This is a genomic window from Pseudomonas sp. RW409 (assembly GCF_003184125.1).
In the GTDB taxonomy this organism is placed as follows: domain Bacteria; phylum Pseudomonadota; class Gammaproteobacteria; order Pseudomonadales; family Pseudomonadaceae; genus Aquipseudomonas; species Aquipseudomonas chlororaphis_I.
The window spans coordinates 76,076-99,817 of record NZ_QHHP01000004.1 but is presented as its reverse complement, the minus strand read 5'-3'; the positions used below and the strand labels follow the sequence as shown (position 1 = coordinate 99,817).

Genomic DNA, 23,742 nt, shown 5'->3' with positions numbered 1-23,742 from the left:
TGCCTGAGTAGCGCTGGCGGCCTGTTCAGCGCAACGCGAGTACTGCCGCCCACTGTTCGGCGGTCACCGGCATCACGGACAGCCGGCTGCCTTTCTGCACCAGGGGCAGCTCGGCGAGGGCGCTTTGCTGCTTCAGATAATCCAGGCGCAGCACCTTGGGGAAGGTTTCGACATGGGCGACGTCGACGGCGCTCCAGGCGTTTTTCTCGGCGCTGGCCTTGGGATCGAAGTGTGGGTTTTCCGGTTCCAGGGCGGTCGGATCCGGGTAGGCGGCCTCGATGATCTGGCCGATCCCGGCAATGCCCGGCTCGGGGCAGCTGGAGTGATAAAAGAAGAACTGGTCACCCACCGCCATGTTGCGCAGGAAGTTTCGCGCCTGGTAGTTGCGCACGCCGTCCCAGCGCGCCTGTTTCTTGAGTGCCAGGCCCTCGATCGAGAGTTCTTCCGGTTCGGATTTCATCAGCCAATAGGCCATTTTCTTTGCTCTCCAGAGGGACGTGGGCAAGTTGTCGGGCGATTTTATGACAAACCGACAGTCGGTTGACGTCAGCATTTGCGTGTCGGTTCACGTTATCGCAGAATGCCGGGATTTTAAGCTTGACGCTGCTGCACGGCCTGTTATGGAAACCGTTGCTGTCATCGTGTGTGATTTGCCTGAGGGGGGCAATCGATGCAACGCAAACCGGATTTACTATGGATTTTGGTTATTTTGTTCGGTTTGGGCGTGGTGACAACCGGTTATGCGCAGAGCTTGTGGGCCAACAAGACCGACGCTCCGGTCGAACTCGCGCAACAGCAGCAGCCTTACAAACGTTGATCCCTTCCAGGGCGCCGCTCTCTTGTGGTGGCGCCTATTTCGCGAAATACCATTTCTTGTCTGTCACCGTTCCTTGCAGCGGTACATCCCAGCTCGCCTGATCCAGTTTCGCGACTTTCTGACATTCATGGGCCAGCCCCAGCAGCGTCGGCTTGCGCCAGCTTTTGCGCCGTGCCAGATAGGCCAGGCTGCGATCATAGAAACCACCGCCCATTCCCAGGCGCCCACCCGCCTCATCGAAGCCGACCAGCGGCAACAGCACCAGGTCCAGCGCCCAGACCTTGCGTTGCCGGGCCAGGCTTCTCCGTGGCTCGGGAATGCGGAAGCGGTTGGGGCGCAGTTTTTCCCCGGGGCGAACGCGCTGAAACACCATCTTGGTCTGGGGCCAGGCGCTGAGCACCGGCAGATAGGTCGCCTTGCCCCGGCGTTGCGCGGCCAGCAGCAGCGGGCGCGGATCGATTTCACCGTCCATGGGCAGGTAAAGGGAGATGTGCCTGGCGCGGCGGAACAGCGGATGCTGCGCCAGTTGCCGATACAGCCCACGAGAGGCCTGGCGTTGTTCGCTGGCGGTGAGGGCGCGGCGGGCTTTGCGCAGTATGCGTCGAAGTTGCGGGCGGGAAAGCGGCGCCGGTTCGGTCATGGTCGCTCGGGTCCGGGTGGGGTACGGCAGGACAGCGTATCAAATAACCCTGAACTGAAAAAAACGGAGCCGAAAAAAACAATGCCAGCTATTTGCATAACTGGCATTGGTATTGAATTCAGGCTCCCCGGATGAACCGCTGTCGACTTAGCCCTTGAACCCGAAAGTTCAAGGCGGAAGATGCAGTAGGCGTTAAGGCTTTCCGTCTAGCGGACATGCACACCGGCCCAACGTGCAACTTCCAGGGTAGTGCGAATCGGCTCAGGGACATCGCCAACTGGCAAGCACCCCAGGGAGTGGTGGGGATTATACCGCAACCACCCTCAGGAATCAGCCTTGGTTGTATCGGTGTCGGTGGCAAGCACCAGATCCACGCGCTCGAGCAGATCGCGCACCTGTTCGCGGGTCGAACCGCTGGCTTGCACGTCAGGGCGGTCCTGCTTGTGCAGCAGATCGTGGGTAATGTTGAGGGCGGCCATCACGGCGATACGATCGGCGCCAATGACTTTGCCGCTGCTGCGGATCTCACGCATCTTGCCATCCAGGTACCGGGCGGCGCTCACCAGATTGCTACGTTCTTCCTGGGGGCAGATGATCGAATACTCTTTGTCGAGGATCTGCACGGTAACGCTATTGCTTGAACTCATGAGTCTTGCTCCAGGGCCTTGAGGCGCGAAATCATCGATTCGACCTTACGCCGGGCGATTTCGTTTTTTTCAATGAGGTGCGCGCGTTCCTCGCGCCAAGTCTTTTCCTGAGCTAATAAGAGTGCGTTTTGACTCTTTAGTTGCTCGACCCGGCCAATTAGCAGTTCGAGTCTAGCCATCAGCGCTTGCAGATCGGTGTCTTCCATTGGATCCCACTGGATTTGTCTGATGAGTGGCAACTGCCCGGGCAAACGAGTTGACGGCCTCGATGGTCTTGGCGCGTCTGCCGATGCTAGGATACAAGGCCTCCATTCTAGACATTGCGCCGCTTGGCGCCTAGCTACCCATGCCCATTCAGAATTCCCCGTACAACGCCTTCGCCACCCTGCTCAGCAGCAGCGGTCACCCTGTCTCGCCTGCCGAATTGCATGGCCTGTTGCTGGGTCGCAGCTGCGCCGGCGCCGGCTTCGAGGTCGACGGCTGGCTGATCGACGCCGCCGAACTGCTCGAAGGCGAGCCGCAGGACAATGTTCGCAACGCCTTGATCGGCCTGCAGGAAATGGTCAAGGGCGAGCTGACCAGCGACGACATGACCGTCGTTCTGCTGCTGCCCACCGACGACGCTCCGCTGGCCGAGCGCGCCGCGGCCCTGGGTCAATGGTGCCAGGGTTTCCTCACCGGCTTTGGCCTGAACTCCCGTGACAGCAGCGCCCTGAGCGCCGAGGCCACGGAAGTGTTGCAGGACCTTGCGGCGATCGCCCAGGTCCAGGACGCACTGGAAGAGTCCGACGACGGCGAAAGCGACTACATGGAAGTGATGGAATACCTGCGGGTCGCCCCGCTGCTGCTGTTTACCGAGACCAACAAGACGGTTGAACCGGCCGCCAAGCCTTCTCTGCACTGATCGTTCGATAGGGAAATCCGTCTGCCCATGATCCATATCCCGAAATCGGAATACACCCGCCGCCGCAAGGCGCTCATGGCGCAGATGGAACCCAACAGCATCGCGATCCTGCCGGCTGCCGCGGTGGCGATCCGCAACCGCGACGTCGAGCATGTCTACCGCCAGGACAGCGATTTCCAGTACCTCAGCGGTTTCCCCGAACCCCAGGCGGTGATCGTGCTGATGCCCGGTCGCGAGCATGGCGAGTACATCCTGTTCTGCCGCGAGCGCAATGCCGAGCGTGAACTCTGGGACGGCCTGCGGGCTGGCCAGGAAGGCGCGATTCGCGATTACGGCGCCGACGATGCCTTTCCCATCACCGATATCGACGACATCCTGCCGGGCCTTATCGAAGGCCGCGACCGGGTGTATTCGGCCATGGGCAGCAACCCCGAGTTCGATCGCCACCTGATGGAATGGATCAATGTGATCCGCTCCAAGGCGCACCTGGGCGCCCAGCCGCCGAACGAATTCGTTGCCCTGGATCATCTGCTGCACGACATGCGCCTGTATAAATCGGCGGCGGAAGTGAAGGTGATGCGCGAGGCCGCGCGGATTTCCGCCCAGGCCCATATTCGGGCCATGCAGGCCAGCCGCGCCGGCTTGTACGAGTTCAGCCTGGAAGCCGAGCTGGACTACGAGTTCCGCCGGGGCGGGGCGAAGATGCCGGCCTACGGCTCGATCGTCGCCGCCGGGCGCAACAGCTGCATCCTGCATTACCAGCAGAACGACGCGTTGCTCAAGGACGGCGATCTGGTGCTGATCGACGCCGGTTGCGAGATCGATTGTTATGCCAGCGATATCACCCGCACCTGGCCGGTGAACGGCAAGTTTTCCGCCGAGCAGAAGGCGATCTACGAGCTGGTGCTGGCCTCCCAGGAAGCCGCCTTTGCCGAGATCGCGCCGAACAAGCACTGGAACCAGGCTCACGAGGCGACCGTCAAGGTGATCACCGCCGGGCTGGTCAAGCTGGGGCTGCTCGAAGGCGAGGTGGACGAGTTGATCGCCAGCGAAGCCTACAAGGCGTTTTACATGCACCGCGCCGGCCACTGGCTGGGCATGGATGTGCATGATGTCGGCGAGTACAAGGTCGGCGGCGAATGGCGGGTGCTGGAAGTCGGCATGGCCCTGACGGTCGAGCCGGGTATCTACATCGCGCCGGACAATCAGAACGTGGCGAAGAAATGGCGCGGCATTGGCGTGCGCATCGAGGATGACGTGGTGGTAACCAAGCAAGGCTGTGAAATTCTCACCGGTGGCGTGCCAAAGACCGTGGCCGAGATCGAGGCCCTGATGGCCGCCGCACGGAGCCATGCAGCATGAACCGGGTCAATCTGGCGATCATCGGCGGTGGCCTGGTCGGTGCCAGCCTGGCCCTGGCCTTGCAGGCCGGCGCCAAGGAGCGCGGCTGGAAAATCGTGCTGATCGAGCCGTTCGCTCCGGGCGATACCTATCAGCCCAGCTACGACGCGCGTTCTTCGGCGCTGTCGTTCGGCGCGCGGCAGATCTATCAACGGCTGGGTGTGTGGCAGGAAATCTCCCGTCGCGCCGAGCCGATCAAACAGATCCATGTCTCCGACCGTGGACGGTTTTCCACCGCGCGGCTGTCGGCCATGGAGGAGGGCGTTCCCGCCCTGGGTTATGTGGTGGAAAACGCCTGGCTCGGCCAATGCCTCTGGCAGGGGCTGGACAAGGACGTGGTGAGCTGGCGCTGCCCGGCCGAAGTCACGCGCATGGAGCCGCTGGAAGACGGCTATCGCCTGACCCTCAACGATGAAACCAGCCTGGATTGCGAGCTGGCGGTGCTGGCCGACGGCGGTCGCTCCGGGCTGCGCGAGCAACTGGGTATCGGGGTGAAAAAGCGCCCCTACAACCAGAGCGCGCTGATCGCCAATATCACCCCGAGCGAAGCCCATAACGGCATGGCCTTCGAGCGCTTCACCGACGACGGCCCGATGGCCCTGCTGCCGCTGCCGGAGAACCGCTGCGCGCTGGTCTGGACCCGTCTGGGCATGGACGCGCAGCGCCTGGCCGCGCTGGATGATCGCAGCTTCCTCAGCGAATTGCAGGGAATATTCGGTTATCGCCTGGGCACCCTGAAACAGGTCGGTGCGCGGCATCTTTATCCGCTGTCGCTGGTGGAGGCCGAGGAGCAGGTGCGCCCTCATCTGGTGGTGCTGGGCAACGCCGCCCACAGCCTGCACCCGATTGCCGGGCAGGGTTTCAACCTGTCGTTGCGTGACGCCCAGGCGCTGGCCGATGCCTTGCTGGTCAGCCCGACGCCGCCCGGCGATTTCAGCATCTTGCAGGCCTACCGCGAGCGGCAGCGCCTGGACCAGGACCTGACCGTGGGCTTCTCCGACCAGGTCACCCGCTTGTTCGGCAGCAAGCTGCCGCTGGTGTCCCTGGGGCGCAATATCGGGCTGCTGGGCCTGGACCTGCTGCCGCCGGCCAAGCGCTGGTTCGCCCGGCAAGCCATGGGCCTGGGTACCCGTCCCGATGCGTGAGTGGCTGAGCCCGCGACCGGGCATGGAAATCCAGCACAGTGTCGGCAGCCAGGCAGCGCGGCTCGACAAAACCCTTTACGTGCGGCTCAAGCCGCAAGCGAGACAGGCTTAAAGCATGGAAATGCGTGCAGATCTGCTGATTGTCGGGGCCGGAATGGTCGGGAGCGCCCTGGCGCTGGCGTTGCAGGACAGCGGCCTGGAAGTGCTGCTGCTCGATGGCAGCCCGCTGAAGGTCAAGCCCTTCGACAGCGAAGCGCCGTTCGAGCCGCGGGTGAGCGCGTTGTCGGCGGCCAGCCAGCGGATTCTCGAGCGCCTGGGTGTCTGGGAAGGGGTAACCCGGCGGCGCAGCAGCCCGTATGCCGAGATGCAGGTCTGGGATGGCAGCGGCACCGGGCAGATTCACTTCTCGGCCGCCAGCGTGCATGCCGAGGCGCTGGGCCACATCGTTGAAAACCGGGTGGTCCAGGACGCGCTCCTGGAGCGCCTGCACAACTGCGACATCGGCCTGCTGGCCAATGCCCGCCTGGAGCAGATGCGCCGTTCCGGCGACGACTGGCTGCTGACCCTGGCCGATGGCCGCAGCCTGCGCGCGCCGCTGGTGATCGCCGCCGATGGCGCCAACTCGGCAGTGCGGCGCCTGACCGGCTGCGCCACCCGCGAATGGGATTACCTGCATCACGCCATCGTGACCAGCGTGTGCTGCGCCGAGCCACACCAGAGGACCGCCTGGCAGCGTTTCACCGACAACGGCCCGCTGGCCTTCCTGCCGCTGGAGCGCGACGGTCAGCATGACTGGTGCTCGATTGTCTGGTCGACCACGCCCAGCGAGGCCGAACGCCTGATGGCGCTGGACGACAGCGATTTCTGCCGAGAACTGGAGCGCGCCTTCGAAGGCCGCCTGGGCGCGGTGTTGAGCGCCGATCCGCGGCTCTGTGTGCCGTTGCGCCAGCGTCATGCCAAGCGTTACGTGGCGGAAGGCCTGGCGCTGATCGGCGACGCGGCTCATACCATCCATCCGCTGGCCGGGCAGGGGGTCAACCTGGGCTTCCTCGATGCCGCGGTGCTGGCCGAGGTGCTGCTGCAGGCGGCCAGCCGCGGCGAACGCCTGGCCGACACCAAGGTGCTCAGCCGTTACGAGCGGCGGCGCATGCCGCACAACCTGGCGCTGATGGCGGCGATGGAGGGCTTCGAGCGGCTGTTCCAGGCCGATCCGCTGCCGCTGCGCTGGTTGCGTAACACCGGGTTGAAAATGGTCGATCAGATGCCCGAGGCCAAGGCGCTGTTCGTGCGCCAGGCACTGGGCCTCACCGGGGATCTGCCGGAACTGGCCAAGGCCTGATCCCAATGGCCTCATCGCGAGCAAGCTCGCTCCTACAGTATCGGCGCTCCCCCTGTAGGAGCGAGCTTGCTCGCGATCGGATCGCCCGGCCAATGTTCCCTCGACGGGTTATGCAACATCTCGTAACGCCTCGGCCGCCGGTTCAGTTTGAGAAGCTAAATAGTAGTCCTTATCATTTACTCCCCTTTGATTTCGAGAGACCGCTCCCATGTTGGCACCGAAGCGTCTACTGACCGCCCTGGCCCTCACCCTCATTGGCGGTACTGTCCAGGCAGCCGACGAAGTGGTGGTCTACTCCTCGCGTATCGACGAGCTGATCAAGCCGGTCTTCGATCTCTACACCCAGAAAACCGGGGTCCAGGTGAAGTTCATCACCGACAAGGAAGCGCCGCTGATGCAGCGGATCAAGGCCGAGGGCGAGAACGCCACCGCCGACCTGCTGCTCACCGTCGATGCCGGCAACCTGTGGCAAGCCGAGCAGATGGGCATCCTGCAGCCGTTCACCTCCAAGGTGATCGACGCCAACATCCCCCTGCAATACCGCGCCGCCTCGCACGCCTGGACCGGCCTGAGCCTGCGGGCGCGGACCATCGCCTACTCCACCGCGCGGGTGAAACCGTCCGAGCTGACCACCTACGAAGCCCTGGCTGACAAGCAGTGGGAAGGCCGCCTGTGCCTGCGCACGGCGAAGAAGGTCTACAACCAGTCGCTGACCGCGACCCTGATCGAAACCCATGGCGCGGCGAAAACCGAAGAAATCGTCAAGGGCTGGGTCAACAACCTGTCCACCGACGTGTTCTCCGACGACGTCGCGGTGCTCGAGGCGATCAACGCCGGCCAGTGCGACGTGGGCATCGTCAACACCTACTACTACGGCCGCCTGCACAAGCAGAAGCCGGATCTGCCGGTCAAACTGTTCTGGCCGAACCAGGGCGATCGCGGCGTGCACGTCAACCTGTCGGGCATCGGCCTGACCAAGCACGCTCCGCATCCGGAAGCCGCCAAGGCCCTGGTGGAGTGGATGACTACCGAGGAAGCGCAGAAGATCTTCGCCGACGTGAACCAGGAGTTCCCGGCCAACCCGAGCGTGCCGCCGTCCGCTGAAGTGGCCGCCTGGGGCAAGTTCGTGGCTGACACCCTGCCGGTGGAAGTCGCCGGCAAGCGTCAGGCCGAGGCCATTCGCCTGATGGACCGTGCTGGCTGGAACTGATCCGCTGGTTATACTGCGCCCCGCCTTTGCGGGGCGTTTTGTTTAGCCGGTTCGCCATTGCCTTTTATTGATCCATCCCGCTCGAGAGTCTTTCGTGGCCCATCCCGCCCAACGTCGCTGGTACCCGCTGGTTTTTGCCGTCGCCGCCCTGGTGCTGCTGCCGCTGAGCGTGCTGCTGCTGTCGTGGCAGGTGGTCGACCAGCAGATCTGGTCGCACCTGTGGGAGACCCAGATGCCGCGCCTGTTGGGCAACACCCTGACCCTGGTGCTGGGCGTCGGTGTGGGCGTGACGCTGCTGGGGGTGAGCCTGGCCTGGCTGACCAGCCTCTGCGAGTTTCCCGGAAGGCGCTGGCTGGACTGGGCGCTGATGCTGCCCTTTGCGATTCCGGCCTACGTGCTGGCCTTTGTCTTCGTCGGCCTGCTGGATTTTTCCGGCCCGGTGCAGACCCTGCTGCGCGAATGGTTCGGCACGGGCCTGCGCCTGCCGCGGGTGCGTTCCACCGGCGGGGTGATCCTGGTCCTGGTGCTGGTGTTCTATCCCTATGTGTATCTGCTGGCGCGCACCGCGTTCCTGGCCCAGGGCAAAGGCCTGATGGAGGCCGCGCGGGTGCTGGGGCAGACGCCCTGGCAAGCGTTCTGGCGCGTGGCCCTGCCCATGGCGCGGCCAGCCATCGGCGCCGGTGTGGCCCTGGCGCTGATGGAAACCCTGGCGGACTTCGGCGCGGTGGCGGTGTTCAACTTCGACACCTTCACCACCGCCATCTACAAGACCTGGTACGGCTTCTTCAGCCTGTCCAGCGCCGCGCAGCTGGCCAGCCTGTTGCTGCTGGCGGTGATGCTGGTGCTGTACGGCGAGCGTCGCGCCCGCGGCGCCAGTCGCTCCGGCAACGAGCGGCCACGGGGCAAGGCGCTGTACCACCTGCATGGCATCAAGGCCCTGGCGGCCACAAGCTGGTGCGCGCTGGTGTTCGCCTGTGCCTTCGTCATCCCGGTGCTGCAACTGGTGGTGTGGTTCTGGCAGCGTGGCCGCTTCGATCTCGACGAGCGTTATGCCGGGCTGATCCTGCACACCCTGTACCTGGGCGCCATGGCGGCCCTGATCACGGTCAGCGTGGCCCTGCTGCTGGCGTTCGCCCGACGGTTGGCACCGACCCGGGCGATCCGTTCCGGCGTCAGCCTGGCCAACCTGGGTTACGCCTTGCCGGGTTCGGTGCTGGCGGTGTCGATCATGCTGGCTTTCAGTTATCTGGACCGCGAGCTGGTGATCCCGCTGTCGGGCTGGCTCGGTGGGGCGGGTAAACCCTTGCTGCTGGGCAGTCTGGCGGCGTTGCTGCTGGCCTATCTGGTGCGGTTTATCGCGGTGGCCTACGGGCCGCTGGAAAGCAGCCTGGCGCGGATCCGCCCGTCGCTGCCGGAAGCGGCGCGCAGCCTGGGGGTCAGTGGACCACGACTGTTTTTCAAAGTGTATCTGCCACTTTTGCTGCCCGGCACCCTGAGCGCGGCGTTGCTGGTGTTCGTCGATGTGCTCAAGGAAATGCCCGCCACCCTGCTGATGCGCCCGTTCGGCTGGGACACGCTGGCGGTGCGGATCTTCGAGATGACCAGCGAGGGCGAATGGGCGCGTGCCGCGTTGCCGGCCCTGACCCTGGTCCTGGTGGGATTGCTGCCGGTGATCGGACTGATCCGACGCTCCGCTCATCGAATCGGTTAGGTGCCAGTGTCACACCTTGCGGCTACAATGCGCGGCATTCGGTGCGGTCGATCTTTCTGATCGGGTCTCTTGAATTGTCTGAGAGCCATCTATTTCAAGGCTTTCAGCTCATACGGCGACCGCCCGCACCTTCGCCACGCCCGGAAGGAGAAACCCATGGGACAGCGCACGCCTCTGTATGACCTTCATCTCGCCCTGGGCGCGAAGATGGTCGATTTTGGCGGTTGGGATATGCCTCTGCATTACGGCTCGCAGGTCGAGGAGCACCATCAGGTGCGACGCGATTGCGGGGTTTTCGATGTATCCCACATGACCGTGATCGATGTCGACGGACCCCAGGCCAAGGCCTGGCTCCAGCACCTGCTGGCCAACGACGTCGAACGCCTGCAAAGCCCCGGCAGGGCCTTGTACAGCGCCATGCTCAACGAGCACGGCGGCATTGTCGACGACATGATCGTCTACCGCACCGACGCCGGTTACCGGCTGGTGGTCAACGCCGCCACCCGTGACCAGGACATGGCCTGGATGCACGCGCAGCTGGGCGATTTCCAGGTGCAACTGCACGAACGCTCCGAGCTGGCGATGCTGGCGATCCAGGGGCCCCACGCCCGCCACAAGATCGCCGAGCTGGTGACCCAGTCGCGCGGCACGCTGATCCAGCAACTCAAGCCCTTCGAAGGCCAGGCCGATGGCGACTGGTTCATCGCGCGCACCGGCTACACCGGTGAAGATGGCCTGGAAATCGTCCTGCCGGCCGACCAGGCCCCGGCGTTCTTCAACGATCTGGTCGGCGCGGGCATCTCGCCGATCGGCCTCGGCGCCCGGGACACCCTGCGCCTGGAGGCCGGCATGAACCTGTACGGCCAGGACATTCACCAGGAGGTTTCACCGCTGGTGGCCAACATGGCCTGGAGCATCGCCTGGGAACCGGCGTCGCGTAAGTTCATCGGGCGCACCGCGCTGGAGGCCGAGCGCGCGGGTGGGGTGAAGCACAAACTGGTCGGCCTGGTGCTGGAAGAACGCGGCGTGCTGCGTGCCCATCAAGTGGTGCGCATCGCCGATGTTGGCGAAGGAGAGATCACCAGTGGTAGTTTCTCTCCTACGCTTAGCAAATCGATCGCCCTGGCACGGGTGCCCATGGCTACCGCCGACCGTGCAGAAGTGGAAATCCGTGGCAAGTGGTACCCGGTCCGGGTGGTAAAACCGACCTTCGTGCGTCATGGCAAGACCTTGATCTAACTTATTTCCGGCGGGATCGACCGCTGACATTTCTTCTTGAGGACACAGAACATGAGCGATATCCCTGCTGACCTGCGTTTTGCCGAAAGTCACGAATGGGCCCGTCTGGAAGCCGATGGCACCGTGACCGTGGGCATCAGCGACCACGCTCAGGAAGCCCTGGGCGACGTGGTGTTCGTCGAGCTGACCGAAGTCGGCAATGTCTTCGGCGCTGGCGACCAGGCCGGTGTGGTGGAATCGGTGAAGGCCGCTTCCGATATCTACGCGCCAGTGGCCGGTGAAGTGATCGCGGTCAACGAAGACCTGAGCGGCAGCCCCGAGCTGCTCAACAGCGACCCGTACGGCGCCTGGATCTTCAAGCTCAAGCCGGCCAACGCTGCTGACCTTGAGAAGCTGCTCGACGCAGCCGGTTATAAGGCCGCTATCGGCGAATAACCCCTGCCGGAAGCGAATCCGCTACAAGAGCGCCGTGTTGCCCTTATCGGGTACGCGGCGTTTTTCGTTTGCAGGCGACGTCTGGGGCTGGCCTAGCGGCGGAGCGATCTGGCCCGCAGCACGGCTTTGTTCACCCTGATGTGAAGCGCTGCCACTTCTTCTGCCGTCAAACTCGCCGCGGGTGCGCCGCTAACCCAGGCGCCCTGATTGGTGTAGGTGACGGTTTTGGTTTCTCCGTCGTTCACGCTGATGTTGTAAGGGCTGGACAGGTTGCTGGGGATCAGCGAACCCGCCGCTTGGGCCGGACCGAACCATAGTTGAAACTCGTTTTTGGGGGTCATGGTGGTTATGCCTATATTCATGCCACCTGAGCGGTTCACCCAGAGACTGAGTCCGGTGGAGTCCAACAATATATTGCTGGGGTTGGCCAGAAGTTCGTTATTTATTGAAACATCTCCTGGCGTTCCAGCATTCTTTGCAGGGCTGAATACACCATATTGATCCAGGGTGGTTATCTGGCCTGTGTTGATGGGTAGGTTCTTTCCGCCTGAAGTAAAATTGACGTCTCCTTCTTGCAGCGGTGTATTGGTGAAATTCACCATGTAGGAATCATTGGTGATATTGAAGATGTTCTTGTATTGATACGTCGGTTGGTTGGGGGCGGTGAATGGTGGTTTTGAAAGCCAGATGACAGTGAAGGAACTGTTTACTTTCTTGGCCAGGTAGAGGCTGTAATTGTTTATCTTTTGTGCAACAAGTTGCTCTTCTTCAATATAGACAATTATGGTTTGCTTACTCATGGCTAATCTCACGCTCATCCTGTGGATGATTCAGGCACAGAGTCTCGACTCCACCTGGCCCGTTCGACTATGGCTTCGACACCATCAATAAAAAACCCTGTAGATCTACGATATACAGGGTTTTCTTGCATGAGCGGAACTTGCGAACGGAAGACTGCCAATGGCATCGCGCAGTGCTCTATGTCCTTCGCGCAACCGATGCTCGATCCGCCCGGCGGACTAGGCCGCGATCCCGAGCCTGGCGTGCAGTGCCCTGACTTCGGAGGCGCTCAGGACTCTGGCCGGTTCGCCGGTCACCCAGGTGCCACTGTCGGTGTAGGTAATGGTGACGCTGCCGCCATCCTGCAGGGTCGCTACATAGGGGTTGGACAGGTTGATGGCGATCAACGAACCGGTTTCCTGAATGTTGCCGAACCAGAGTTGATATTGGCTCTTTGGTGTCAGCGTCGCAGGGCCGATGTTCATGCCGCTCTGACGGTTCACCCAGATGTTGTTGCCGTTGGAATCCAGGAGGATTGCATGCGGATTGCCTTGCAGCTCATTTTTGATGAGAACATCCGAGGGGACGCCGCCATTCTTGGCCGGTGTGAACACGCCGTTCGCATCGAGCGTCGTGGTCTGGCCGGTGCTGATGGGCAGGTTTTTCCCGCCGGAGGTGAAGGTGACATCGCCGCTGCTGACCGGGTCATTGGTGAAGTTGACCATGAACGACGGGGTGGCGATATCAAAGGTGTTTCTATATTGGTAACTAGGGTTGTTGACTGTCGCAACGGGGCCTTTTGATTGCCAGATGACAGTAAAGTCATTATTTACTTTCTTGGCCAGATAGAGGCTGTAGTTGTTGTTCTTTTGCGCAATCAACTGTTCTTCTTCGATGTATACAACTATTTGTTGGCTGCTCATTTCTGTGAACTCCATTTCGAGTAAATTGAAACATGGATTTTGTAACGGTCTTTTCAACTGCGTAATGGCCTTTTGTTTCCAAGGCGCAGTCATAAGTAAACATAGCAGGCGGAAAGTTGACCTATAGAATGATTGGCTATTGTTGTGAAAGTCGTCTGTATTTCGGAAATTTAATGCATTGGTTCGTGCTGATTTATCATGTGTTTATGTGTGCGATTAAAGTGAGTCTTGCCGGGAGTCTGGTTTTTGGCGCAAAGGATCGGACAAGTGGACACTTATATAACTATTGGCAACTGTATTTATTGCTGAAATAAAAACGCCCAATGCCTGGGCATTGAGCGTCTTGAATATTGCACAAGCCAGCCGTTCAAGGGCTGGGTATCTATTTATTTATGCATCTTGCAAGACAGCCTTCACCGTCGCTACCGAGCGCTCAACATCGCCCTTGTTCATGGCTGTGAACATCGGCAACGAGACGATCAGTCGTCCTACCCGTTCCGCCACCGGGAACATCCCCTCCTTGAAACCGCGCTCGCGGTACAGGCTTAGCAAGTGAATCGGCGGGTAGTGATAGCCGATGCCGATCCCGCGTTCCTGCATCTGCTCCATGAAGGTCGCCCGCGCCGGTTTGCCGTCATGCCGCTGCGGCAGTACCAGCTGGAACAGGTGCCAGTTGCTGTTGCTGAAATCTGCTGGTGGCAGCTGGGCGCCGTAGCGGGCTTCGAAGCCGCTGCCGAAGCATTCGAAGTAATGCCGGGCCAGTTCGCGGCGGTGCGCGGTGAGGGCTTCGAGATGGGCGAACTGGCCCAGGCCGATGGCGGCCGCGACGTCGGTCATGTTGAATTTGCCGCCCAGCACGTCCACGTCCAGGCCATCGAAGCCGTGGCGAGTCACGCCTTGCAGGCGGTACTTCTCCGCCAGGCGGGCCTCTTCGGCGGTGTTCAGCACCAGGGCGCCACCCTCGCTGCAGGTGACGTTCTTGTTGGCCTGGAAGCTGAAAGACACCAGGTCGCCGCCGGCACCGATGCGCTCGCCGTTCCAGCTCGAACCCAGCGCCTGGGCGGCGTCTTCCACGACCCGCAGGCCGTATTTGCGCGCCAGGGCATACAGGCGCGGCATGTCCAGCGGCAGGCCGGCGAGAAATACCGGGATGATGGCTTTGGTCCGTGGCGTGATGGCCGCTTCCACCTGGGCCAGGTCGATGTTGCGGGTAACCGGGTCGATGTCGGCGAACACCGGGGTGGCGCCGACTTCGAGAATCACGTTGGCCGTGGCCACCCAGGAAATCGGCGTGGTGATGACTTCGTCGCCAGGGCCGATGCCGGCGATCCGCAGGGCGATCTCCATGGTGCAGGTGCCGGAATTGAAGGTGCGCACCGGGCGCCCGCCGCAATACTGCGAGAGTTGCGCTTCGAAGGCCTGGACCTTGGGCCCGCTGGTGATCCAGCCCGAACGCAGGACTTCGCCGACGCTGGCGATGGTGGCTTCATCGATGGTGGGTTTGGAGAACGGCAGGAAAGGCAGCTGGCTCATGACGATGGGGTACCCGATAAGCAGAGGTCGAGGCAGGGCGGCGGGCCGCGCCGGAGTCGAGCATCATGCTACCGGTTGGCCCGGGGTGCCACACCGTCGGCGTCCGGGATCGGCTGCTATGCTGCTTTGACCGTGTTCCATCGACGCCGAGCGCCGCCTGAGAGAGAGCCCGTCATGTCCCAGTTGCCGTCCTTGAGCCAGTTACGCGATCCCAATGCCTTTCTGCGGCGTCACCTCGGGCCCGACGCCGCCGAGCAGCAAGCGATGCTCGACAGCCTGGGCCTGGGCAGCCGGGTCGAGCTGATCGAACAGACGGTGCCGCCGGGCATCCGTTTCAACCGTCCGCTGGACCTGCCGCCGGCGCTGGACGAGCAGGCCGCCCTGGCCAAGCTGCGCGGTTATGCCGAGCAGAACCAGGTCTGGACCAGCCTGATCGGCATGGGTTATCACGGCACCCTGACCCCCACGGTGATCCTGCGCAACGTGTTGGAAAACCCCGGTTGGTACACCGCCTACACACCCTACCAACCGGAAATCGCCCAGGGCCGGCTCGAAGCCCTGCTCAATTTCCAGCAACTGACCATCGACCTCACCGGCCTGGAGCTGGCCAACGCCTCGCTGCTGGACGAAGCGACCGCCGCCGCCGAAGCCATGGCCCTGGCCAAGCGCGTGGCCAAGTCGAAAAGCAATCTGTTCTTCGTCGACCAGAACTGCCATCCGCAGACTCTCTCGGTGGTGCAGACCCGCGCCGAAGGGTTCGGCTTCGAACTGGTGGTCGACACCCTGGACAACCTCAAGCAGCACCAGGTGTTCGGCGCCTTGTTGCAGTACCCGGACACCCACGGCGAGATTCGCGACCTGCGGCCGCTGATCGATCACCTGCATGCGCAGCAGGCGCTGGCCTGCGTGGCGGCCGACCTGTTGAGCCTGTTGCTGCTGACGCCGCCGGGCGAGCTGGGGGCCGACGTGGTGTTCGGTTCGTCCCAGCGCTTTGGCGTGCCCATGGGCTACGGCGGGCCCCATGCGGCGTTCTTTGCCAGTCGCGAAGAGTACAAGCGGGCGATTCCGGGGCGGATCATCGGCGTGTCCAGGGATGCCCGGGGCAATGTGGCGCTGCGCATGGCCCTGCAAACCCGCGAGCAACATATCCGCCGCGAGAAGGCCAACTCGAACATCTGCACGGCCCAGGTGCTGCTGGCCAATATCGCCAGTTTCTACGCGGTCTATCACGGTCCGGAAGGTCTGCGGCGCATCGCCCAGCGTGTCCACCGGCTGACCTGCATCCTCGCCACCGGCCTTGAGCGCAAGGGCATCGAGCGGCTGAACAGGCAGTTCTTCGACACCCTGACGCTGGAGGTCGGCGGTAGCCAGACGGCCATCATCGAGAGCGCCAAGGCCGCGCAGATCAATCTGCGGATCCTCGGGCGCGGGCACCTGGGCCTGAGCCTGGATGAAACCTGCGACGAGCATACCGTCGCCCGCCTGTTCGATGTGTTCCTCGGCGCCGACCACGGCCTGGACGTCGCGCAACTGGACGCTGAAAGCCTGGTCCCGGGCATTCCCCAGGACCTGCTGCGCAGCACGCCTTACCTGATCCATCCGGTGTTCAACAGCCATCACAGCGAAACCGAGATGCTGCGTTATCTCAAGCAGCTGGAGAACAAGGACCTGGCGTTGAACCAGTCGATGATCCCGCTGGGCTCCTGCACCATGAAGCTCAATGCCAGCAGCGAGATGATCCCCATCACCTGGCCCGGTTTCGCCAACCTGCATCCCTTTGTCCCGCCGGAGCAGGCACTCGGCTATTCGCTGATGATCGAGGAACTGGAGCGCTGGTTATGCGCCATTACCGGCTTCGACGCGATCTGCATGCAGCCCAACTCCGGGGCCCAGGGCGAGTACGCCGGGTTGCTGGCGATCCGCAAATACCACGAGAGCCGCCAGCAGGGAGAGCGCAACATCTGCCTGATTCCCGCCTCGGCCCACGGCACCAACCCGGCCTCGGCGCAGATGGCCGGGATGCAGGTGGTGATCGTCGATTGCGACGACGCCGGCAACGTCGACCTGCAAGACCTGAAGGACAAGGCCCTGGCCGCGGGCGAACACCTGGCGTGCCTGATGGCCACCTATCCTTCGACCCACGGGGTGTACGAGGAGGGCATCGGCGAGATCTGCGAAGTGATCCACAGCCACGGCGGCCAGGTGTACATGGACGGCGCCAACCTCAATGCCCAGGTCGGGCTGACGCGGCCGGCCGATATCGGCGCCGACGTTTCCCACATGAACCTGCACAAGACCTTCTGCATTCCCCACGGCGGCGGTGGCCCGGGCATGGGGCCGATCGGCGTGCGGGCGCACCTGGCGCCGTTCGTGGCCAACCACCCGGTGGTGACCATCGACGGGCCGCTGCCGCAGAACGGCGCGGTCAGCGCGGCGCCCTGGGGCAGCGCGAGCATCCTGCCGATCAGCTGGATGTACATCGCCCTGATGGGGCCGCAGCTGGCGGATGCCAGCGAGGTGGCGATCCTCGCCGCGAACTACCTGGCCGAGCACCTGAGCGGGGCCTTTCCGGTGCTCTACAGCGGGCGCAATGGCCGGGTCGCCCACGAATGCATTCTCGACCTGCGACCGCTCAAGGCGCAGACCGGCATCAGCGAAGAGGACGTGGCCAAGCGCCTGATGGACTACGGCTTTCACGCGCCGACCATGTCGTTCCCGGTGCCGGGCACGCTGATGGTGGAGCCCACCGAAAGCGAGTCCAAGGCCGAGCTGGACCGCTTTATCGAGGCGATGCTGAGCATTCGCGCCGAGATCGCCCAGGTCCAGGAAGGCAACTGGCCGGCCGAAGACAACCCGCTCAAGCGTTCGCCCCATACCCTGGCGGACATCGCCGGAGTCTGGGAGCGGCCCTACAGCATCGAGCAGGCGGTGATCCCCAGCCCCCACGCCAGGGCACACAAGTACTGGCCGACGGTGAACCGGGTCGACAATGTCTACGGCGACCGCAACCTGTTCTGCGCCTGCGTACCGGTGGATGCCTACCGCTGAGCTCGAACGGCGGGCAAAAAAATGCCGCTCTTGTGAGCGGCATTTTTCGTTGCGTCAGCCTGGCTACCGGCTGGCGGTCACTGCTGGGCGATGGCGTTTTTCGCCAGGATGGCGTTGGCCAGCTCCATGTCGGTGGCCTGCAGGCCCGGGTTGTCGGCACGGACTTTCTGCATCGCGGCTTCCAGGTACGGACCGCGGATGCTGCCTTCACTGGCGACGAAGCTGCTGGCGTCGTCCTGGGCGGCGGCGACCAGCTTGTGATCCTTGGAAGTCAGGTAGGTGGAAGCGGTGGTGGCACCGGTGGAAAGGATGTTACGCCAGAAGCTGTCGGCCATTGCCGAACCTACAGGCAGGGAAAGCAGGGCCAGGGTGGCGACAGCTGTTTTGAAACGCATGGTGGGTGACTCCAGCTAGGGGGGAAAACTGAGCCCTTTGATAGGCATTGGCCCAATTGAGTTCCCTGCTGCTGCAACAAGCTTTCGCCCGCGTGGACAGGGGCCGAACGAGCTCTTCGGGAGCGACCGCTGCACCTCGGTATTGAGTCAATGTGCTGGAACGCAGGGGTGGCATTTGACACCATGGGCGACTTTCTCGACTGCACGGATGCTGGCCTTGATTTTTGGCGCGATGATCTACGCAACCCTGTTGAACCTGGTGTTGCTGTCCTTTATCGGACTTCCCTTGCTGCTGATAGCCTGGCTCATTCCGGCCTTCCGACACCGGATGCGTCGTCAGCCCCTGCACTTCGGTGCGCTTGCAGGGGTATGCGCAATCATCGTGGTTTGCACGCTGTGGAAGATCTATAGCGACGATCAGCTTAGAAAGGCGCTCCACCCGCAACTTGAGCAGGACGTGCAGCTTGATGGCCTGCCATTGCCCGCAGGCGCCCAACTGAATCTGGGAACACTTGAACCTCTGGATTCGCAAGGCCAGCCGCAACCTCATGGACTGCGCAGCCTCTATTACGCCAAATTCGCTGCACCACACACCATCAACGGTGTGGAGGTTACAGAGTTGCAGATGTACGGCAGCGGCCCTTTCTCAAAGATGCTGCTGAGCCGTGATCAGATCGTCGCGGGCTGGCCCTGCGCCGGCGGCACCTGGGTAACGCTGGACATTGCCGACGCGGACCGCTTGCAGCCGAGCCGCTGGAGCTTCTCTGAATGCACCCTGGTGACCGGGGCCGATGTGGCAGGGGTGAAGTGGCCGAGCTCCAGCGAGGTCAGGCAGTACGACGGCAGGTTCAGCATCGACACCATCGGTCTGGCTTCACCGGCGGTGGTTATCCAGGGGATAGCGCTGTCGAGCCTGAGCCTGGATCTCGACAAGCAGCGGCAACCGGGACGTTGGAGCGGGCAACTGGCGCAAGACCTGACCCTGGGCGATTGGCACTACCCCCGCGGCATGAGGGTTCGCCAGGATACGCCGGGGACCCTGATGTTCAGCCCGAGCAAATCGGACTCCGCGCAGAACCTGCGCACGGGGGAAACGCTCGATGCCGGGCGCTCGATACAGCAACGCAGGGAGAACGGCGCGGTGCTGTGGATCAAGCCCAATACCGGGTTGGGTGTCGACTGGTAGCCGGACGGCTCATCGCTGCTCGCTTTGTGGCGTTACCCGCAATATCTCCTCGAGGGTGGTCAGCCCGGCGGCGACTTTCTGCGCTCCGGACAGGCGCAGGCTGCGCATGCCTTCCAAAAAGGCCTGGCGGCGTATGGCAAGCAGGTCGGCGTCGGCGCTGATCAGGGCCTTGAGGCTGTCGCTCAACTGCATGATTTCGTACACCCCGGCGCGGCCCCGGTAACCGGTATCGCGGCATTCCAGGCAGCCGGTGGCGCCGTGGGCATGGCTGGGCAGCGGCGCCTGCCAGGGCCGGGTCAGGTTTTGCCAGTCGCCTTCGTCCAGGGTCAGCGGGGTCTTGCAGTGCGGGCACAGGGTGCGCACCAGGCGCTGGGCCATGACCCCGAGCAGCGTGGCCTTGATCAGGTAGGGGGCGACGCCCAGTTCCAGCAGGCGGCTGATGGCGCCGGGGGCATCGTTGGTGTGCAGGGTCGATAGCACCAGGTGGCCGGTGAGGGCGGCCTGGATCGCCATCTCCGCGGTTTCCAGGTCGCGGATCTCGCCGATCATGATGATGTCCGGGTCCTGGCGCATCAGTGCGCGCACGCCGCTGGCGAAGGTCAGCTCGATGTTGTGCTGGACCTGCATCTGGTTGAACGCCGGCTCGACCATCTCGATCGGGTCCTCGATGGTGCAGAGATTGACCTCCGGCGTCGCCAGTTTCTTCAGGGTGGTGTACAGGGTGGTGGTCTTGCCCGAACCGGTGGGGCCGGTGACCAGGATGATGCCGTTGGGCTGGCGGGTCATTTCCTGCCAGCGCCGCAGGTCGTCGCTGGAGAAACCCAACTGGTCGAAATCCTTGAGCAGCACCTCGGGGTCGAAGATGCGCATGACCATTTTCTCGCCGAAAGCCGTAGGCAGGGTCGACAGGCGCAACTCCACTTCGCCGCCTTCCGGAGTCTTGGTCTTGACCCGGCCGTCCTGGGGTTTGCGTTTTTCCGCGACGTTCATCCGGCCCAGGCTTTTCAGGCGGCTGACCACCGCCATGGTGACCTGGGGCGGGAACTGATAGACGTTGTGCAGCACCCCGTCGATGCGAAAGCGCACGGTGCCTTGTTCGCGGCGCGGCTCGATGTGGATATCGCTGGCCCGCTGCTGGAACGCGTACTGGAACAGCCAGTCGACGATATTGACGATGTGCGCGTCGTTGGCGTCGGGCTCCTGATCGCTGGCGCCGAGGTTGAGCAGTTGCTCGAAGTTGCCCGGGGCGTGGCTTTTCTGGTCGGCGCTGGCGCCGGTTACCGACTTGGCCAGGCGGAAGAACTCCACGGTCAGGCGCTGGATTTCCACCGGGTTGGCTACGACCCGCTTGATCGGCAGCTTCAACACGTGAGTCAGGTCGGCTTCCCAGGCGCTGACATAAGGCTGGGCGCTGGCCACCGTGACGGCCTCGGCGTCGATCGACACCGCAAGGATCTTGTGGCGTTGGGCGAAGGCGTAGGACATCAGCGGGGTGACGGCGGCAACGTCGATTTTCAGCGGGTCGATGCGCAGGTATGGCTGGCCGGCCTGTTGCGCCAGCCACAGGGTCAGGCTTTCCAGGTCCAGGCGCCTGCCGGGCCGGCTGAGGTCGTCCAGGTGCTGGCTGGCGAGAAACTCCAGCGGATGCAGCTGACTGTTGGCGGCGTTGCGGCGGGTGGTCAGGGCGTGTTCGGCCGAGTCCTGGCTGATGAAACCCTGGGCGACCAGGTCGCGCAGCAGATCGTTGAGATCCAGCCAGCGGTCCTGGGTAACGAGAGGAACGGACATGCGGGCTCCTTGTGAACAATCCGGCAGCGGGCGGGTTAGATGCGCCTCTGACCACGGAATGCCAAGAATAGTCCCGGGATGGCGACCATCAGTCGCCCAAGCGTTGCAGGGTTTTGCCCGGCGCCTTCAGCCGGCGGCCTGCAACGGCTCGCGCTCGGCGAGCTGCAGCTGTACCGAACACACGCTCACCAGGTTGCGCAGTTTTTCCGCGATGACTTGCGCGCGGTGCCAGCTCAGGCCATCGAGCAGCACTTCCATCAGCAGCGAACCGTCCTGTTGTTGCACCTGGACCTGCTGCGGCAGCAGGGACTGCAGGGCGAAATGATTAAGCACCCGGCACAGCACATCGGCCTCGGCGTCGGTGACCAGTTGGTAATGCACCCGGCAATGGGTGTTGGCGACATTCCACACATCGGCGCGGGAACTGACGGCTTCGAGAGGGGGCATGGGATTCTCCGGATCAATGGAGAAATTTTTACATTCGGTTGCAGGTATTTCTTATCTAAGATGAAGGGATTTTCGAAACTATCGAATCATGTGATTCGTATTTATGGGTTATTGAGGAATATCTATGCATAGCGAACTGGACGCCTACGACCGCCGCATCCTGGCGCTGCTGCAAGAAGACGCTTCGCTGTCCAGCGCGCAGATCGCCGAACAGGTAGGGCTGTCCCAGTCACCTTGCTGGCGGAGGATCCAGCGGCTCAAGGAGGAGGGGGTGATCCGTGGCCAGGTGACCTTGCTCGACCGCAAGAAGATCGGCCTCAACACGCAGATCTTCGCCGAGGTCAAACTCAACGCCCACGGCCGTTCCAACTTCACCGAGTTCACCGAGGCGATCCGCGGTTTTCCGGAAGTGCTGGAGTGTTATGTGCTGATGGGGGCGGTGGATTTCCTGTTGCGCATCGTCACGGCGGACATCGAGGCGTACGAGCGTTTCTTCTTCGAGAAACTGTCGATGGTGCCGGGGATTCAGGAAGTGAATTCGATCGTGGCGCTGTCGGAGATCAAGTCCACGACGAGTTTGCCCGTTCTGCGTTGATGCGGTTGAAGCCATCGCGAGCAAGCTCGCTCCTACAGGGACTATGCCGGTCTTGTAGGAGCGAGCTTGCTCGCGATGAGGCTGTCACATGCGCAGCAAGGTCTTCCACGCGCGGTTCTGGAACACCGTGATCGCCTGTTGCTTGCGGGCATCCAGGGCTTCGTCGGTGATCGGCTCGTTGGCCAGTTGCGCCAGCTTGTTCAACTCGCCGTACAGACGGTCCAGCTCCGGGATTTCCAGCACGTTGCGTGCGTGATGCAGCCAGGACTGGATGCGTTCGATACGTGGCAGCTGCTCGGCCAGGTCTTCCGGCTGTTGCTGGTAGCGCGGCAGTTGCAGGGAGCTGGCTTCGTCGGCCAGCAGGCGCGGTAACCAGCTGCCCAGTTGCGCCGCACCCTGGCGGTTGCCACGGGTATTGCGCTCGGCGGTCCAGCTGCGGGCCAGCAACCAGCGCGAGGTGTTCAGCGAGAACAGGCCCCAGCGCACGTCCTGCAGCTCTTCGATGAACTGCTCGGGCGCGGCCTTGCGCACGTCTTCGTCGTCCAGGCCGGCTTGCACCAGCGGGCGCCAGTCTTCCAGCAGGCCGTCCAGCGAAGCACGCAACTCGGCGGTCGCCTGGCGCGGTGCGGCCTGGCCCAGGCTGCTGACCAGGGCGCGCAGTTCTGCCAGGTTCTCGACCCAGTCCTGCAGCAAACGCCAGTGACCGTTGAAGCGATATTGCTCGGCCAGGCGCTGGCTGCTGCCCAGCAGGTGCCAGGTCAGCGCCGCGAAGGCGTCGTCCAGCGGCGTTTCCGCACTCAGTTCCGGGGCGGGCAGGCTCAGGGAGTAGCTGTTGGCGTCGAACAGGCGGTAGCCGCGCTCGGCCTTGCTGATGTCGCAGGGCATCAGCGGCAGGGTGGCGGCCAGCTCGGCGGCCAGTTCCAGCAGGGCGGCCGGTTCGCCTTCGCGCAGTTCCAGTTCCAGCTCGCAGATCTCTTCCTTCTGCTTGCCGGCGATCACGTGGCCCAGGTCCAGGGCGGCCTCGATCACCACCTTGGCCTTGCCGCGGCCCCAGGCGATTTCCGCGCGTTCGCGGACGAAGTCGGTGGTGAAGATCGGCTTGAGGGTTTTCTTGTCCAGCTCGGCCAGTTGCTCGGGCCAGCATTCGCCGTCGAGTTTCTTCAGGTCGAGCTTGGCTTTGGCCAGGTGCCAGTCGTACTCGTTGCGTTCCGACAGGCCGGCGACGCTCTGGCCGCGGGTCTTGAGGGTCTGGATCACTTCTTCGCCGTCGCGGCGCAGGCGCAGGGCGACCTTGGCGCGGGCCAGGTCGCGCTCGGGCGTGTCGAAGTACTGGTTCATCAGTTCGCGGTGTTCCCAGCCACTTTTGTTGCGTTTTTTCAGGAGCGGGTGCTCACGCAGGGCGGCGAGGGTTTCGCGGCTGACGCGGAGTTTGATTTCGGTTTCTTTCTGCATGGCCGGAAAATCCAGGATCGGGAGCGCAGCCGGGGGAATGTGTGGCTGCCAAGGTCGTGCAGTGTACAGGACTCGCCGCGCCGAGGTGCCGTGGCGGTTTATTCCTG

23 protein-coding genes and 1 other RNA gene are annotated in these 23,742 nt (G+C 63.0%); 12 read left to right on the top strand and 12 right to left on the bottom strand.

Going from position 1 to position 23,742, the window contains the following annotated elements; all coding sequences use genetic code 11:
- Positions 1–25: 25 nt before the first annotated feature.
- A complete protein-coding gene (locus DK261_RS03000; RefSeq protein WP_028683686.1) occupies positions 26–475 on the bottom strand; it encodes an EVE domain-containing protein in 450 nt (149 codons plus the stop codon).
- Positions 476–670: 195 nt separating this feature from the next.
- On the opposite strand from DK261_RS03000, the gene DK261_RS33120 reads away from it, so the two are divergent.
- A complete protein-coding gene (locus DK261_RS33120) occupies positions 671–817 on the top strand; it encodes a hypothetical protein (RefSeq protein WP_007926740.1) in 147 nt (48 codons plus the stop codon).
- Between the two features lie 34 nt (positions 818–851).
- Here the strand turns inward: DK261_RS33120 and DK261_RS02995 are convergent, their stop codons facing one another.
- From DK261_RS02995 to DK261_RS02980, 4 genes are all read right to left on the bottom strand, one after another.
- On the bottom strand, positions 852–1,457 hold the full coding sequence (locus DK261_RS02995; RefSeq protein ID WP_009051407.1) for a 5-formyltetrahydrofolate cyclo-ligase: 606 nt from the start codon (positions 1,455–1,457) through the stop codon (positions 852–854).
- 120 nt (positions 1,458–1,577) lie between these two features.
- Positions 1,578–1,756, bottom strand: a non-coding RNA gene (gene ssrS / locus DK261_RS02990) — 6S RNA.
- 24 nt (positions 1,757–1,780) lie between these two features.
- Positions 1,781–2,104, bottom strand: coding sequence for a cell division protein ZapA (locus tag DK261_RS02985; RefSeq protein ID WP_007926742.1), 324 nt, complete (start codon positions 2,102–2,104; stop codon positions 1,781–1,783).
- Positions 2,101–2,310 (bottom strand): TIGR02449 family protein, encoded by a 210-nt coding sequence (locus DK261_RS02980; protein ID WP_007911197.1) that lies wholly within the window; start codon positions 2,308–2,310, stop codon positions 2,101–2,103. The genes DK261_RS02985 and DK261_RS02980 overlap by 4 nt, the downstream gene beginning before the upstream one ends.
- Positions 2,311–2,450: 140 nt before the next feature.
- On the opposite strand from DK261_RS02980, the gene DK261_RS02975 reads away from it, so the two are divergent.
- The 8 genes from DK261_RS02975 (at position 2,451) to gcvH (ending at position 11,488) form a co-directional block, all read left to right on the top strand.
- On the top strand, positions 2,451–3,008 hold the full coding sequence (locus DK261_RS02975) for a YecA family protein (protein ID WP_009051406.1): 558 nt from the start codon (positions 2,451–2,453) through the stop codon (positions 3,006–3,008).
- Positions 3,009–3,035: 27 nt separating this feature from the next.
- Positions 3,036–4,370, top strand: coding sequence for a Xaa-Pro aminopeptidase (gene pepP / locus DK261_RS02970; RefSeq protein WP_009051405.1), 1,335 nt, complete (start codon positions 3,036–3,038; stop codon positions 4,368–4,370).
- Positions 4,367–5,554: a 2-octaprenyl-6-methoxyphenyl hydroxylase gene (gene ubiH, locus DK261_RS02965; protein ID WP_101283896.1), complete on the top strand. Its 1,188-nt coding sequence runs from the start codon at positions 4,367–4,369 to the stop codon at positions 5,552–5,554. Before pepP ends, ubiH begins: the two co-directional genes overlap by 4 nt.
- Before the next feature lie 121 nt (positions 5,555–5,675).
- The gene (locus tag DK261_RS02960; protein WP_164485218.1) at positions 5,676–6,893 is read left to right on the top strand and encodes a 2-octaprenyl-3-methyl-6-methoxy-1,4-benzoquinol hydroxylase; all 1,218 of its coding nucleotides are present in this window, start codon (positions 5,676–5,678) and stop codon (positions 6,891–6,893) included.
- 208 nt (positions 6,894–7,101) lie between these two features.
- Complete coding sequence (locus DK261_RS02955; RefSeq protein WP_016703211.1) at positions 7,102–8,103, top strand: extracellular solute-binding protein; 1,002 nt, start codon at positions 7,102–7,104, stop codon at positions 8,101–8,103.
- 94 nt (positions 8,104–8,197) lie between these two features.
- Positions 8,198–9,814 carry an iron ABC transporter permease gene (locus DK261_RS02950; protein WP_110175270.1) on the top strand — a complete coding sequence of 539 codons (1,617 nt, stop codon included), beginning with the start codon at positions 8,198–8,200 and terminating at the stop codon, positions 9,812–9,814.
- A gap of 156 nt (positions 9,815–9,970) precedes the next feature.
- Positions 9,971–11,053: a glycine cleavage system aminomethyltransferase GcvT gene (gcvT, locus tag DK261_RS02945; protein WP_009051399.1), complete on the top strand. Its 1,083-nt coding sequence runs from the start codon at positions 9,971–9,973 to the stop codon at positions 11,051–11,053.
- 51 nt (positions 11,054–11,104) lie between these two features.
- Positions 11,105–11,488: a glycine cleavage system protein GcvH gene (gene gcvH / locus DK261_RS02940; protein WP_009046109.1), complete on the top strand. Its 384-nt coding sequence runs from the start codon at positions 11,105–11,107 to the stop codon at positions 11,486–11,488.
- Between the two features lie 92 nt (positions 11,489–11,580).
- On the opposite strand, the gene DK261_RS02935 is transcribed toward gcvH, so the two are convergent.
- From DK261_RS02935 to DK261_RS02925, 3 genes are all read right to left on the bottom strand, one after another.
- A complete protein-coding gene (locus DK261_RS02935; protein WP_110175269.1) occupies positions 11,581–12,288 on the bottom strand; it encodes a hypothetical protein in 708 nt (235 codons plus the stop codon).
- Between the two features lie 219 nt (positions 12,289–12,507).
- On the bottom strand, positions 12,508–13,191 hold the full coding sequence (locus DK261_RS02930) for a hypothetical protein (RefSeq protein WP_009051397.1): 684 nt from the start codon (positions 13,189–13,191) through the stop codon (positions 12,508–12,510).
- A 390-nt stretch (positions 13,192–13,581) separates the two neighbouring features.
- Entirely contained in the window at positions 13,582–14,724 is a 1,143-nt protein-coding gene (locus DK261_RS02925) for a DegT/DnrJ/EryC1/StrS aminotransferase family protein (RefSeq protein WP_028683690.1), read from the bottom strand.
- A gap of 174 nt (positions 14,725–14,898) precedes the next feature.
- On the opposite strand from DK261_RS02925, the gene gcvP reads away from it, so the two are divergent.
- Complete coding sequence (gcvP, locus tag DK261_RS02920; protein WP_110175268.1) at positions 14,899–17,772, top strand: aminomethyl-transferring glycine dehydrogenase; 2,874 nt, start codon at positions 14,899–14,901, stop codon at positions 17,770–17,772.
- A gap of 77 nt (positions 17,773–17,849) precedes the next feature.
- On the opposite strand, the gene DK261_RS02915 is transcribed toward gcvP, so the two are convergent.
- A complete protein-coding gene (locus DK261_RS02915; RefSeq protein WP_009051394.1) occupies positions 17,850–18,167 on the bottom strand; it encodes a DUF2388 domain-containing protein in 318 nt (105 codons plus the stop codon).
- A 208-nt stretch (positions 18,168–18,375) separates the two neighbouring features.
- On the opposite strand from DK261_RS02915, the gene DK261_RS02910 reads away from it, so the two are divergent.
- Positions 18,376–19,353, top strand: coding sequence for a hypothetical protein (locus DK261_RS02910; RefSeq protein ID WP_110175267.1), 978 nt, complete (start codon positions 18,376–18,378; stop codon positions 19,351–19,353).
- Between the two features lie 9 nt (positions 19,354–19,362).
- Here the strand turns inward: DK261_RS02910 and DK261_RS02905 are convergent, their stop codons facing one another.
- Together DK261_RS02905 and DK261_RS02900 are read right to left on the bottom strand one after the other, a co-directional pair.
- Entirely contained in the window at positions 19,363–21,141 is a 1,779-nt protein-coding gene (locus DK261_RS02905; protein WP_028683693.1) for a GspE/PulE family protein, read from the bottom strand.
- Between the two features lie 126 nt (positions 21,142–21,267).
- Positions 21,268–21,588 (bottom strand): hypothetical protein, encoded by a 321-nt coding sequence (locus tag DK261_RS02900; protein WP_009051391.1) that lies wholly within the window; start codon positions 21,586–21,588, stop codon positions 21,268–21,270.
- A gap of 124 nt (positions 21,589–21,712) precedes the next feature.
- On the opposite strand from DK261_RS02900, the gene DK261_RS02895 reads away from it, so the two are divergent.
- The gene (locus tag DK261_RS02895) at positions 21,713–22,183 is read left to right on the top strand and encodes an Lrp/AsnC family transcriptional regulator (protein WP_007928270.1); all 471 of its coding nucleotides are present in this window, start codon (positions 21,713–21,715) and stop codon (positions 22,181–22,183) included.
- An 84-nt stretch (positions 22,184–22,267) separates the two neighbouring features.
- Here DK261_RS02895 and DK261_RS02890 read toward each other — a convergent pair whose 3' ends face one another.
- The gene (locus tag DK261_RS02890; protein ID WP_009051390.1) at positions 22,268–23,635 is read right to left on the bottom strand and encodes an inorganic triphosphatase; all 1,368 of its coding nucleotides are present in this window, start codon (positions 23,633–23,635) and stop codon (positions 22,268–22,270) included.
- Positions 23,636–23,742 lie beyond the last annotated feature (107 nt).

What these genes read in the sequence shown, in the direction of transcription:
- DK261_RS03000 (WP_028683686.1), bottom strand. Translation starts at nt 475, where the DNA reads ATGGCCTATTGGCTGATGAAATCCGAACCGGAAGAACTCTCGATCGAG.
- DK261_RS33120 (WP_007926740.1), top strand. Translation starts at nt 671, where the DNA reads ATGCAACGCAAACCGGATTTACTATGGATTTTGGTTATTTTGTTCGGT.
- DK261_RS02995 (WP_009051407.1), bottom strand. Translation starts at nt 1,457, where the DNA reads ATGACCGAACCGGCGCCGCTTTCCCGCCCGCAACTTCGACGCATACTG.
- DK261_RS02985 (WP_007926742.1), bottom strand. Translation starts at nt 2,104, where the DNA reads ATGAGTTCAAGCAATAGCGTTACCGTGCAGATCCTCGACAAAGAGTAT.
- DK261_RS02980 (WP_007911197.1), bottom strand. Translation starts at nt 2,310, where the DNA reads ATGGAAGACACCGATCTGCAAGCGCTGATGGCTAGACTCGAACTGCTA.
- DK261_RS02975 (WP_009051406.1), top strand. Translation starts at nt 2,451, where the DNA reads ATGCCCATTCAGAATTCCCCGTACAACGCCTTCGCCACCCTGCTCAGC.
- pepP (WP_009051405.1), top strand. Translation starts at nt 3,036, where the DNA reads ATGATCCATATCCCGAAATCGGAATACACCCGCCGCCGCAAGGCGCTC.
- ubiH (WP_101283896.1), top strand. Translation starts at nt 4,367, where the DNA reads ATGAACCGGGTCAATCTGGCGATCATCGGCGGTGGCCTGGTCGGTGCC.
- DK261_RS02960 (WP_164485218.1), top strand. Translation starts at nt 5,676, where the DNA reads ATGCGTGCAGATCTGCTGATTGTCGGGGCCGGAATGGTCGGGAGCGCC.
- DK261_RS02955 (WP_016703211.1), top strand. Translation starts at nt 7,102, where the DNA reads ATGTTGGCACCGAAGCGTCTACTGACCGCCCTGGCCCTCACCCTCATT.
- gcvT (WP_009051399.1), top strand. Translation starts at nt 9,971, where the DNA reads ATGGGACAGCGCACGCCTCTGTATGACCTTCATCTCGCCCTGGGCGCG.
- gcvH (WP_009046109.1), top strand. Translation starts at nt 11,105, where the DNA reads ATGAGCGATATCCCTGCTGACCTGCGTTTTGCCGAAAGTCACGAATGG.
- DK261_RS02935 (WP_110175269.1), bottom strand. Translation starts at nt 12,288, where the DNA reads ATGAGTAAGCAAACCATAATTGTCTATATTGAAGAAGAGCAACTTGTT.
- DK261_RS02930 (WP_009051397.1), bottom strand. Translation starts at nt 13,191, where the DNA reads ATGAGCAGCCAACAAATAGTTGTATACATCGAAGAAGAACAGTTGATT.
- DK261_RS02925 (WP_028683690.1), bottom strand. Translation starts at nt 14,724, where the DNA reads ATGAGCCAGCTGCCTTTCCTGCCGTTCTCCAAACCCACCATCGATGAA.
- gcvP (WP_110175268.1), top strand. Translation starts at nt 14,899, where the DNA reads ATGTCCCAGTTGCCGTCCTTGAGCCAGTTACGCGATCCCAATGCCTTT.
- DK261_RS02915 (WP_009051394.1), bottom strand. Translation starts at nt 18,167, where the DNA reads ATGCGTTTCAAAACAGCTGTCGCCACCCTGGCCCTGCTTTCCCTGCCT.
- DK261_RS02910 (WP_110175267.1), top strand. Translation starts at nt 18,376, where the DNA reads ATGCTGGCCTTGATTTTTGGCGCGATGATCTACGCAACCCTGTTGAAC.
- DK261_RS02905 (WP_028683693.1), bottom strand. Translation starts at nt 21,141, where the DNA reads ATGTCCGTTCCTCTCGTTACCCAGGACCGCTGGCTGGATCTCAACGAT.
- DK261_RS02900 (WP_009051391.1), bottom strand. Translation starts at nt 21,588, where the DNA reads ATGCCCCCTCTCGAAGCCGTCAGTTCCCGCGCCGATGTGTGGAATGTC.
- DK261_RS02895 (WP_007928270.1), top strand. Translation starts at nt 21,713, where the DNA reads ATGCATAGCGAACTGGACGCCTACGACCGCCGCATCCTGGCGCTGCTG.
- DK261_RS02890 (WP_009051390.1), bottom strand. Translation starts at nt 23,635, where the DNA reads ATGCAGAAAGAAACCGAAATCAAACTCCGCGTCAGCCGCGAAACCCTC.